Consider the following 11852-nt stretch of genomic DNA (forward strand, 5'->3'; position numbering starts at 1 on the left):
GCTGACCACAGCGAAGGCCGCCATCCCGGAAGCCCGGACCGGCGGCCTTCGTCCTCGTCACGTCACGCCGAGCGCTCCCAGAGCGCGGGAGTCGTGGAGGGTTCCCAGCCCGCCTGCGAGGTGTGGTTCTGCAGGCAGTGGTAACCCGCCCCGTCGTAGGTGACCTGGTCTCCCACGACGTACGCCACGCCCGTCTGCCAGCTGCCCGACGGAGTGGGGCTCGATGTCGGGGCGGGGCTCTGGGTGGGGGTGGGGGTGGGGGAGGACGTCGGCGTCGGCGTCGGGGACGGCGACGTCGACGTGCCGTAGACCTTGAACTCGTAGAGCGAGTAGCCGTACGGCGTCGCCCGCTGCGTCCCGTACACCCGTACGTAGCGCCCGGTGCCGTTCACCGTCACGTCGTCGGTGCCGCCGTCGCCGCCCGTGACGGTGGCCAGGTCAGTCCAGGTCGTCCCGTCGGCCGAGGACTGGATACGGTACGCCGAGGCGTGGGCCGCCTCCCAGTCGAGCCGTACGCGGGAGAGCGTCGCGGTGGCGCCGAGGTCGACGCGGAGCCACTGGGGGTCGACGCCCTCGACGGAGGCCCAGCGAGTGGTGCTCTGGCCGTCGACCGCCTTGCCCGGCTCGAAGCCCGCGGCCTCCGTGGAGGAGGCCGTGACCGGCTTGCCCTGGGAGAGCAGGGTCTCGGTGCCGGGCGCGGACGCGGTCGTGACGGTGAGGGACGCGGAGGCGGCGGAACGGTTGCCGGCGGCGTCCTTGGCCCGGACGGTGTAGGCGTACGGGGTGGCGGCGGTCAGACCGGTGTCGGTGTACGTGGTGCCGGTGGCGGTGCCGACGAGGGTGGCGCCGCGGTACACCTCGTACCCGGTGACCCCGACGTTGTCGGTGGACGCGTTCCAGGCGAGCGACACGCTGCCGGTCGTGGTCCCGGTCGCCCTCAGCCCGCCAGGGACGGTCGGCGCCTGGGTGTCACCGCTCGTGGTGCCGGTCTGCTGGTAGGCGCGCATGTTGCGGAGCAGGAGGTAGGTGTCGCGCAGGGAGCCGGAGGTGTCGCCGAGCGAGCGGTAGATGCCCCACTTGGGCCGGACCCGGTCGGCGAGGAAGGTGTCGACGCCGGTCTTGGTCGCGTCGACGACCGTGGTGCCGCCGTTCTTGACCACCCAGCGCACCGAACCGGCCGTTCCGTCGCCGATCTTGATCTCGTACTCGATGTCGATCCACTTGTTCTGGAGGGGTTCCAGGTTCGTGCGGCCGACGAGGACGTCCCCGTCGAAGACCTTGTGCTCGATGGTCTGCACTCCGTCGACTCTGCGCAGCGAGGTGACGGTGATCGGGGAGGTGCCGGAGCCGGGCTGCTTGGTCTGCATGATGTGGGTGAAGCTCGTCGTGGCCATGAGCGAGCTGGGGATGTACATCGAGTACGTGACGCGCCAGGTCTCGCCGAGCTGCCATGAGAGGTACGAGGAGGACGAGGTCCGGTTGCCGGTGACCTCGTGGCGCTGCCGGTCGGTGGAGGTGTCCCGGTCGACCGTGTGCATGTCGAACCGGTAGGCGTCGCCGGCCACCTTGATGTGCGGACCGCCCGCCGGGTGGGAGTCGGCACGGTCGTCCTCGATGGTCTCGAAGCCGCCCAGTCCTTGAACGGTCGGATCCGGGGACCAGCGCAGTGTCCAGACGGGTGCGGCCCCGACGGGCGTGGAAGAGAGCAGAGGTCCCAGGAGAGCCAAGAGCAGCGCGGCCAGCAGGGCCGGCACCGTCCGACGGTGCGTCATGTTTCCACCCCTCAGCAGTAGTTGTCAGGTGCAGAGCATGTTGCACGAGTCCGAGCAGTAAGTAAAGCTTCCTAACGAACGAAGGCTCCGGATGCGTGGTGGGTCTTGCGGGACCTCCGGGGCGCCCCTAACCTTCCGACTCGATCGACGTTAGGAAATATTCCTAACAATGGTGGCGAGGCCGGTGTCCTTCCCGGCAACCCGTCGAACGCTCCGCCGAAGAACAGGAGTCGTCATGCGCCGAAAAGGCGTCCCTCTGATCGTCACGGCCGGCCTGCTGAGCCTGCCCCTCACCTCGATTCCCCAGGCCCACGCGGCCGACGGTCTCGTCTCCGTCGGAAAGCCCGCGACCGCCTCCTCCGTGGAGGCGACCGGTTTCGGGGCCGGACTGGGCAACGACAACAACACCTCCACCCGCTGGGCGAGCCTCGAGGGCGTCGACCCGCAGTGGATGCGGATCGACCTCGGTTCCAGCCACACGATCTCCCGGGTGAGGCTGAACTGGGAGGCCGCGTACGGCAAGACGTACAAGATCCAGACCTCGGCCGACGGCTCGACATGGACCGACGTCTACTCGACCTCCACCGGCGACGGGGCGATCGACGACCTGACCGTCTCCGGAACCGGCCGGTACGTGCGGATGTACGGAACCGGCCGAGGCACCTCGTACGGCTACTCCCTCTGGGAGTTCGAGGTCTACGGTTCCCCCGCGACCGGCGGCGACACCACGGCACCGAGCGCCCCCGGCGGCCTCCGCACCACCGCGACCGCCCCCACCAGCGTCTCCCTCGCCTGGGACGCGGCCACCGACAACGTGGGCGTCACCGGGTACAACGTCTACCGCGGCGGGACCCTCGTGGGAACGGCGAGCGGCACCTCGTACACCGACACCGGTCTGACCGCGTCCACCGCGTACTCCTACACCGTCAAGGCGAAGGACGCCGCCGGCAACCTGTCCGCCGCGAGCACCACCCTCGGCGTCACCACCCCGGCCGCCGGCTCGGGCCCCGCCGTCCCCTTCGGCAGCCACCTCAGGCCGTACGCGGCGGGCACGCTCAAGCCCTCCGGTACGACGGCCGCCCTCGACCAGCAGGTCGTCGACTACTACAACCGCTGGAAGTCCGCCTTCGTCCGGCAGAACTGCGGCAACGGCTGGTACCAGGTCATCTCGCCCGACGCCGACCACCCGTACGTCGCCGAGGCCCAGGGCTACGGCATGGTCATCGCCGCCACCATGGCGGGCGCCGACCCGGACGCCAAGAAGATCTTCGACGGCCTGGTGAAGTGGAAGATCGACCACCCGTCCTCCATCAACCCGAACCTCCTCGCCGCCGAGCAGGACGTGAACTGTCGGAGCGTCAACGGCGGCGACGGAGCCACCGACGGCGACATGGACGTCGCCTACGGGCTGCTGCTCGCCGACAAGCAGTGGGGCAGCGCCGGCACGTACAACTACCGCGACCTCGCGATCAAGCACATCAACGCGATCAAGAAGGACGAGATCAACGCGTCGACGAACCTGCTGAAGCTCGGCGACTGGACCAGCTCGGGAGACCAGTACTACTACATCACCCGTACGTCGGACTGGATGGTCGACCACTTCCGCGCCTTCCGCACGGCGACCGGCGACACCGCCTGGGACACCATCCGCACCGCGCACCAGAACCAGATCACCAACCTGCAGAACACCTACGCCCCGAGCACGGGTCTGCTGCCCGACTTCGTCGTGAACACCAACACCACGCCGAAGCCGGCGCCGGGCCAGGTCCTGGAAGACCCCAACGACGGGGCCTACTGGTGGAACGCCTGCCGCACCCCGTGGCGCATCGCCGATGACGCCGTGACCAGCGGGGACGCCAAGTCCCTCGCGGCGGCGCGCAAGATGAACAGCTGGATCAAGACGAAGACCGGCAGCGACCCGAACAAGATCGGCATCGGGTACAAGCTCGACGGCACGCAGATCTCGGCGGGCAGCGAGGCGGCCTTCTTCGCCCCCTTCACGCTCGCCGCGATGACCGACGCGGGCAGCCAGGCCTGGCTCGACAAGCTCTGGAACAAGATGGTGGCGACGCCGATCGACACCGGCAGCTACTTCTCCGCGAGCATCCAGCTCCAGGTCATGATCACCGCCTCGGGCAACCACTGGGTGCCGTAGCCCTCTGCCGTAGCCCTCGGCCGTAACCCTCGGCCGTAACCCTCTGGTGCGACCCCGGGCTGTAGCCGGGCCCTGGCCGCCGGTCGTCTCGACTCGGCGGTCAGGGCCCTCCGGCCTCACAGGACCGCGAGATCACCTCGCCTCGGTGCCCTGCACCGCCGCACCGAAGACCTCCTCGCGGGCGTCCGCGAGCGCCAGGTCCAGAGCCCCGCTCAGCACGGGGTTGCCCACGATCGTCGACAACCGGATCCGGGCACGGGAATGGGCGAGCACCCGGACCTCCTGCTCCACGAGGTCGCGCAGGTACTCGCCGCCCGCCGCGCTCAGCCGGCCCGCGAGCACCACCAGCCCCGGGTCGACGACCGTCACGATGGACGCCAGTCCGACGGCGAGCCGGGCCGCCACCACCCGGAGCCCCGCCCGGGCCTCCTCCGCGCGGCTGCCCGAGGTCTCGGTGGCCAGGCGCACCGCCTCCGTCACCGCGTCAGGGAAGTCGTCGCCCGGAACGCCGTACGTACGCAGCAGGTTGAGCACACTCTCGCCGCCGGCCAGCTCCTGGTAGCCATGGCACCCGTAATGGCCCGCGTCGCGAGCCGTGGTCGCACCGGGGAGCGGGAGATAACCGACCTCGCCCGCGCCGCCGAAGAAACCGCGGTGCAGGCGCCCGCCGATGACGAGGGCCGCCCCCAGCCCTTCGTCCGCCCAGAGCAGGACGAAGTCGGGGCAGTCGGTCGCCGCGTGCGTCTGCTCCGCCACCGCGGCGAGGTTCACGTCGTTCTCGACGCGGACGGGCAGGCCGAGCCCTTCGCTGAGCACCCGGTCCAGGTCGGGGACGAGCCAGGCGGCCATGTCCTCCTCGCTGGCGTATTCGAGCCGTCCGGTCGTCGGGTCGACGGCACCCTGGATGCCGATGACGACACTCCTCGGCGGCTCGGGCGTGGGTACCCGCGCCAGCGCCGCGCGGAGCAACTCCACCGGCGAAGTCCCCTCGGAAGCACCGGACTTCGCCGGCTGCCCTGACTTCCCGGGCTTCCCGCTCGCCGACGAGGTGCGGGCGACGCGCGTCTCCGCGTCTCCGACGATCTTCCCCGTGATGTCCGCCGCACGGGCCGCGATCCACTCCGGAGTGACGTCGACGGCGGCGACGTACGCCGCCGCCGGATTGATCCGGTACGTCTCCGGGCCTCGGCCCGGCAGCCCGGTCCTGAGGCCGTTGCCGATCACCAGGCCCGCTTCCTCCAGGCGTGCGAGCAGCTGGGAGGCCGTGGGCTTGGAGAGGCCGGTCAGCTTGCTGATCTCCGGGCGGGTGAGCGCCCCCCGCTGCAGCAGCAGGTGCAGTGCGGCGCGGTCGTTGATGGCGCGCACGAGTCGCGGCGTCCCGCGGACGAGATCGGTCACTTGCCCTCCGGGCACAGGTGGTCGTCACTTCGAACGATCAGCCTACAGGTACCGAATTGGCCGGAAAGGGCTGTGGTGCGGTCGGTCCGAGAGCCTTGAGCGTCCTCGTACCCGCGCTCGTTAGGAAACGTTCCTTATGGCGGAAGAAGGGCCGCCGGGCATGGTGTCCGGCGGCCCTTCGTGTGGCCGGTTACGGGGGATCGAGCTACTGCGGGATCGCGCTACTGCGAGATCGAGAACGACTCCCCGTAGACGCTCCACGACAGCGGGGTGGTGAGGTGGAGGTTGCCCTCGTTGAGGAACTTGCGCTGAGCGGTGCTGACCCGGGTCGTGTCGCTGTGCGCCTCCTCCTTGCGCATCTCCTCCTCGCGGGCGTCGAGGAAGGCGTGCAGGTACGTGGTCTCGTTACCGCCCTGGGACGGCGGGGTGGCACGGGAGAGCGCCACTCGCCGGATGCTGCGGAAGCCCTCCTCGCCGTGCATCACGGCCGCGTCGTAGTAGGCGAACTGGCCGAGGGCCTTCAGTCCGTCCGTCTTCGCCTGGCCGACGGCCGGGTTGAAGTAGACGCGGTCCCGCTCGGCCTCCTGCGTGGCCTGGAAGACCGGGTCCGCGGCGGCCTGACGCCAGGCGTTCGGGAAGCCGGGGTCCAGGCCCTGGTGCGAGTCGGTTCCGTTGACCGCGCGCAGGGCGGGCAGGTAGGGGGCGAGCGGGTTGCCGGGCTTCGCGGCGGTGTAGCGCTCGACGAGGTCGAGCATGTCGCCGGTGCCGGAGCAGAAGCCGATGATGCCGGCGGTGTACCCGCGGCCGTCGCCGATGTCCTCGATGTAGGAGAACTGGGCGCGCCAGTCGAGGGAGGAGTTCTCGAAGGACGACACCAGCTTCATGGCGACCTCCTTCTTCGCCGGGTCGTCGAGGTTGGTGCCGGTGGAAGGCGGCGGGGTCGTCGCCCCGCCGCCGTACGCCTCGACCTCCCAGAGCGAGTAGCCGTACGAGGTGGCGCGCTGCGTGCCGAAGACGCGCAGGTAGCGGCCGGTGCCGTTGACGGTCAGGTCGTCGGTGGCGCCGTTGCCCGAGGTCGTCGAGTAGAGCTGGCTCCAGGTGCTGCCGTCGTTCGACACCTCGACCCGGTACGCCTTGGCGTAGGCGGCCTCCCACTTGAGGACCACGCGGTTCAGCGTCGTACTGCTGCCGAGGTCGATCCGTATCCACTGGTTGTCGACGCCCTCGGCGCTGGCCCAACGGGTGGATGCCGAACCGTCGACGGCCTTGGAGCCGCCGAAGGTGCTCGCCTCGGTCGAGGAGACGGTGACCGGCCTGTTGAGCGCGAGGTTCCCGGTCGCGGCGGTGGCCGGGGTGAGGGTGCCGAGCGCGGCCAGGAGGGCGCTCGCGGTGACGGCGGTGGCTGCGGCTGTGGCGGTGGAGCGATGCCGAGTTTTGCGCGGGGACATGGGATTCCTCTCGGGTGCGGAAGGTTTTTGACAGTGCGGGGGAGCGGGGGAGCGGCGAGCGGGGGTGGTGGAGGGGGAGGGGGCATCGGGGTCAGGCCGCGATGGTGCCGCTCTCCATGCCGGCCGGAGGCGCGGGTGGCGTACGGGTCCGCCGACGGAACCGTACGGAACCGCCTCGGGGAGGACCCGGGCGCCGAGCATAGGGAGGCCGAGGGTGTTAGTAAAGAACCTTTACGAGACAGGGCGGTCGTGCTGGGCAAGGGTGGACCCGCCGTCGCGTAACGCTTTGGTCGCCCCGAAGTCTTCTTGTGCTCGCGGGTATTGACGCCCCCGCAACGAGACCCCTAGTTTCCTCTCACCCGATAGGAAACTTTCCTAACAGTGTGCTGCGGCCCCCGGCAGAGAGCGGAACGGCCGGAACCGAACCGCTCGGAAGGGCAGGTGCATTCCTCATGGCCACCACAACCCCGGGAGCCCCCGGCACCCCGCGCGTGCTGCGGGCCATGAACGACCGCGCGGCCCTGGACCTGCTCCTGGAACACGGACCGCTCTCGCGGACCCGGATCGGCAAACTCACCGGCCTCTCGAAGCCGACCGCTTCGCAGCTACTCGCACGGCTGGAGGCAGACGGGCTCGTCGTCGCCACCGGCACCACGGAAGGCCGGCCGGGCCCCAACGCGCAGCTCTACGCGGTGAACGCGCGGGCCGCGTACGCCGGCGGGCTCGACGTCAACGAGCACCGCATCCACGCCGCGATCGCCGCCGTCACCGGCGAGATCGTCGGCGAGTACGAGCTGCGCACCGCAGGCCGTACCGAGGACGGCGTGGTCCGGCAGGTCACCGACGCCCTCGACGGAGCCGCCGAGGCGGCCGGGCTCACCCGGAGCGACGTACGGCGCCTGGTCATCGGCACCCCCGGCGCCTTCGACCCGAGCACTGGCAGACTCCGGTACGCCTCCCACCTGCCCGGCTGGCATTCCCCCACCCTCCTGGAGGAGCTCGCCGCCGTCCTGCCCATGCCGTTCGCCTACGAGAACGACGTCAACCTCGTCGCGATGGCCGAACAACGCCTGGGCGCCGCCCGCGGCCACGAGGACTTCGCCCTGCTGTGGAACGAAGCGGGGCTGGGCGCCGCCCTCGTCCTCGGGGGACGGCTGCACCGCGGCTTCACCGGCGGCGCCGGCGAAGTCGGATTCCTGCCGGTCCCCGGCACCCCGCTCGTCCGGCAGGTCACCAAGGCCAACTCGGGCGGTTTCCAGGAGCTCGCCGGCGTGCAGGCCGTGCCGAGGATGGCCCGTGCCGCCGGGATCGACACGCCCGACCATCCGTACGTGCAGGTCGCGAGCGGTCTGCTGGCGCGGGCCGCCGAGACGCACGGGGACGACCTCCGGTACGCGGAGCTGCTCGACACGTACGCCGAGCGCGTCGCCACCGGACTCGCCTCGCTCGTGGCCGTACTCGACCCCGAACTCATCGTCCTGTCCGGCGCCGCCCTCGTCGCCGGCGGCGAACCCCTCCGCTCCCGCGTCCAGTCCCAACTGGCGGAACTCTCCGCCTCCCAACCACGACTCGTCCTCGCCGCCGTCCCCCGTCTGCCGGTGCTGCGCGGAGCCCTGGAAAGCGCCCTCGCGGCCACGCGCGACGAGGTCTTCGACACCGCGCGCTGACCCTGCGACCTCCGTCCTCCCCCTGTCATTCCTCCGTCCTCGTCATCCCCCGTCACCCTCCCCGTCATTTCCCCCTCATCCGCCCCTCCGTCACAGGGAGACATCGCCATGTCCGTGATCACCCGCCGAACGGCCGTCGCGCTCGCCGCCACCGCCTCGCTCGCCCTCTTCGCGTCCGCCTGCACCGGTTCCTCCGAGAACAAGGCCGGTGACGACCCGAACGCGCCGACCACGATCACCTTCTGGCACGGCTGGTCGGCGCCCTCCGAGGTCAAGGCGATCAAGGACAACGTCGCCCGCTTCACCAAGGCCCACCCGAACATCAAGGTGAACGTCGTCGGCAACATCAACGACGACAAGCTCGGCCAGGCGCTGCGCGCGGGCGGCTCCAACGGACCCGACGTCGTCGCCTCCTTCACGACCTCCAACGTCGGCAAGTTCTGTTCCTCCGGCGCCCTGGCCGACCTCAAGCCGTTCATCGAGAAGGACAAGCTGGACCTCGACAAGCTCTTCCCGAAGGTCCTCCAGGAGTACACCCAGTTCGAGGGCAAGCGCTGTTCGCTGCCGCTGCTCTCCGACGCGTACGGCCTCTACTACAACAAGGACGCCTTCGAGAAGGCCGGCATCGCGGCCCCGCCGAAGACCTGGTCCGAGTTCACCGAGGTCGCCAAGAAGCTGACGAAGACCAAGGGGGACTCCTACGAACAGCTCGGCTTCATGCCGAACTACCTCGGCTACGAGACCGTCGTCGAGCACTACATGTCCCAGTGGGACCACACCTACTTCGACGAGCAGGGCAAGTCGAACGTCGCCAAGGACCCCGGCTTCGCCGAGATGATGACGTACCAGAAGTCGCTGGTGGACGCCCTGGGCGGCTTCCAGAAGCTCGACAAGTACCGCACGACCTTCGGCGACGAGTGGGGTGCCAAGCACCCCTTCCACACCGGCCAGGTCGCGATGCAGCTGGACGGGGAGTGGCGGCTGAACTTCCTCAAGGAGGCCAAGGTCGGCTTCGAGGTCGGCGTCGCGCCGCTCCCGGTCGCCGACGACGAGGTGGCCGAGTACGGCAAGGGCTACCTCTCCGGCACGATCATGGGCATCGCGCCGCAGTCGAAGAAGCAGAACGCCGCCTGGGAGCTGGTCAAGTACATGACCACGGACACCGAGGCCGTCGTCGCCTTCGCCAACGGCATCGGCAACGTCCCCTCCACCCTGGAGGCGCTCAAGTCGCCGAACCTGAAGTTCGACGACCGCTTCAAGACCTTCCTGGAGATCGCCCAGCACCCCGAGTCGACCACCATGGCCGGCGCCGTGAACGGCGCCGCGTACCAGGAGACCCTGTCCGACCTCGCCCACAAGTACGAGAAGGGGCAGGTCACCGACCTCAAGAAGGGTCTCGCCGACACGGCGGCGCAGATCGACCGCGACATCGCCGCGGCGAAGTGACGGCCGGGACCACGCGGCCATGACCACACACCCCCTGCCCACGAACGACACGGCGGTCTCGGCCGCCGCCATCCCGAAGCGACGGAACAGCCCGCGACGCGACGACCCGCGACGCGACGACCCACGACGGAACACGCTCCGATCGAAGCGCCGGCGCGACGCGCTGCGCACCGCCCTGTTCATGTCGCCCTGGCTGATCGGCTTCGGCTTCTTCTTCGCCTATCCGCTCGTCGCCACCGTCTACTTCTCGTTCATGCGGTACGACGGACTCAACCCGCCCGTCTGGCGGGGCCTGGAGAACTGGACGTACGTCCTCTCCGACCTCCCCAAGTTCTGGCCCGCGATGCAGAACACCCTGTGGCTCTGCGTCGTCATGGTCTCCTGCCGCGTCGTCTTCGGCCTCGGTGTCGGCTTGCTCATCACGAAGATCAAGACAGGCGCCGGCGTCTTCCGCACCCTCTTCTACCTGCCATACCTGGCCCCGCCCGTCGCGGCGACCCTCGCGTTCGTCTTCCTCCTGAACCCCGGCACCGGCCCGGTCAACTCGCTCCTCGAAGCCATCGGCATCCCCGGCCCCGCCTGGTTCAACGACGCGGACTGGGCCAAGCCGGCCCTGACCGTCCTCGCCGTGTGGGGCGTCGGCGACCTCATGGTCATCTTCATGGCCGCGCTCCTCGACGTACCGAAGGAGCAGTACGAGGCCGCCGAGCTGGACGGCGCCTCCGCGTGGCAGCGATTCCGCTACATCACGCTGCCCAACATCGCACCGATCGTGCTCTTCGCGGTCGTCACCGGGATCATCGGCGCGATGCAGTACTACACGCAGCCGATCGTGGCCTCCAAGGTCGCCTCGGGCGTGATGGGCGGCTCCGGCGTGACCTTCCAGCCCGGCTATCCGGACGACTCCACGCTCACCCTCCCGCAGCTCGTCCAGAGCCTCGGCTTCAGCCAGTTCAACTACGGCGCCGCGTGCGTGGTGGCGCTCGTGCTCTTCGTCCTCTCCATGGCCTTCACCGCGCTGCTCATGCGTCGGCGCGGCGGCCTGATCGGCTCGGGTGACTGACCATGACCGCCACCACCACCCCCACCGCCGCCATCACCACCACAGCCGCGGCCCCCGCCGAGAAGAGGGCCCGCCGCAAGGCACTCCTGCACTGGATCGCCGTACACGCCCTCGGCGTCGCCACAGCCCTGTTCTTCGTGCTCCCGTTCGTCTTCGTCTTCCTCACCTCCCTCATGAGCGACCACCAGGCGCTCACCCGGGACCTGACCCCGAACTCCTGGCACTGGGACAACTACGTCCGGGTCTTCGAAACGCCGGGATTCCTCACCTGGTGGAAGAACTCGCTCCTGTACGCGGGACTCGGCACCGCCCTCGTCGTCGTGTCGTCCATCCCGGTGGCGTACGCGCTCGCCAAGTTCCGCTTCCGCGGCAGGCACCTGTCGCTGCTGCTCGTGATCTCGATGATGATGCTGCCGCCCCAGGTCGTGATCATCCCGATGTACCTGTTCTGGGCCAAGCAGATGGACCTCTCCGGGTCCCTCTGGCCGCTGATCATCCCCATGGCCTTCGGGGACGCCTTCGCCGTCTTCCTGCTGCGCCAGTTCCTGCTGACCATCCCCGACGAGTACGTCGAGGCCGCGCGGATCGACGGCTGCGGCGAGTTCCGCACCCTCCTGCGCGTCGTCCTGCCGATGGCCAAGCCGGGCATCGCCGCCGTAGCCCTCTTCCAGTTCTTCTACTGCTGGAACGACTACTTCGGACCGCAGATCTACGCCTCAGAGAACCCCGCCGCCTGGACGCTCAGCTACGGCCTGGAGTCCTTCAAGGGCGCGCACCATACCGACTGGAACCTGACCATGGCCGCGACCGTACTGGTCATGGCCCCCGTGATCCTCGTGTTCTTCTTCGCGCAGAAGGCGTTCGTCGAGGGAGTCACCCTGACCGGAGTGAAGGGCTGAAAGA

8 protein-coding genes and 1 pseudogene are annotated in these 11852 nt (G+C 69.4%); 5 read left to right on the forward strand and 4 right to left on the reverse strand.

From position 1 onward, the window contains the following. Positions 1-62: 62 nt before the first annotated feature. Together ACFC0Z_RS06155 and ACFC0Z_RS06160 are read right to left on the reverse strand one after the other, a co-directional pair. A complete protein-coding gene (locus tag ACFC0Z_RS06155) occupies positions 63-1007 on the reverse strand; it encodes a discoidin domain-containing protein (RefSeq protein WP_376433493.1) in 945 nt (314 codons plus the stop codon). Continuing rightward, a pseudogene (locus ACFC0Z_RS06160) lies at positions 993-1772 on the reverse strand (Tat pathway signal sequence domain protein); the annotation flags it as partial. The pseudogene ACFC0Z_RS06160 and the gene ACFC0Z_RS06155, both read right to left, overlap by 15 nt. 235 nt (positions 1773-2007) lie before the next feature. On the opposite strand from ACFC0Z_RS06160, the gene ACFC0Z_RS06165 reads away from it, so the two are divergent. Next, positions 2008-3927 (forward strand): glycosyl hydrolase family 8, encoded by a 1920-nt coding sequence (locus ACFC0Z_RS06165; protein ID WP_376433206.1) that lies wholly within the window; start codon positions 2008-2010, stop codon positions 3925-3927. A gap of 132 nt (positions 3928-4059) precedes the next feature. On the opposite strand, the gene ACFC0Z_RS06170 is transcribed toward ACFC0Z_RS06165, so the two are convergent. Together ACFC0Z_RS06170 and ACFC0Z_RS06175 are read right to left on the reverse strand one after the other, a co-directional pair. Then, entirely contained in the window at positions 4060-5325 is a 1266-nt protein-coding gene (locus tag ACFC0Z_RS06170) for an ROK family protein (RefSeq protein WP_376433207.1), read from the reverse strand. Between the two features lie 221 nt (positions 5326-5546). After that, on the reverse strand, positions 5547-6974 hold the full coding sequence (locus ACFC0Z_RS06175; protein WP_376433209.1) for a chitosanase: 1428 nt from the start codon (positions 6972-6974) through the stop codon (positions 5547-5549). Between the two features lie 251 nt (positions 6975-7225). Here ACFC0Z_RS06175 and ACFC0Z_RS06180 point away from each other — a divergent pair, with 251 nt between their 5' ends. From ACFC0Z_RS06180 to ACFC0Z_RS06195, 4 genes are all read left to right on the forward strand, one after another. Continuing rightward, positions 7226-8440, forward strand: a complete 1215-nt coding sequence (locus ACFC0Z_RS06180) for an ROK family protein (protein ID WP_376433211.1) — start codon at positions 7226-7228, stop codon at positions 8438-8440. A 108-nt stretch (positions 8441-8548) separates the two neighbouring features. Further along, positions 8549-9886 carry an ABC transporter substrate-binding protein gene (locus ACFC0Z_RS06185; protein ID WP_376433213.1) on the forward strand — a complete coding sequence of 446 codons (1338 nt, stop codon included), beginning with the start codon at positions 8549-8551 and terminating at the stop codon, positions 9884-9886. Between the two features lie 181 nt (positions 9887-10067). Continuing rightward, a complete protein-coding gene (locus ACFC0Z_RS06190; RefSeq protein ID WP_376433495.1) occupies positions 10068-10949 on the forward strand; it encodes a carbohydrate ABC transporter permease in 882 nt (293 codons plus the stop codon). Between the two features lie 2 nt (positions 10950-10951). Next, the gene (locus ACFC0Z_RS06195) at positions 10952-11848 is read left to right on the forward strand and encodes a carbohydrate ABC transporter permease (protein ID WP_376433215.1); all 897 of its coding nucleotides are present in this window, start codon (positions 10952-10954) and stop codon (positions 11846-11848) included. Positions 11849-11852 lie beyond the last annotated feature (4 nt).

The organism is Streptomyces sp. NPDC056144 (assembly GCF_042264145.1).
In the GTDB taxonomy this organism is placed as follows: Bacteria; Actinomycetota; Actinomycetes; order Streptomycetales; family Streptomycetaceae; genus Streptomyces.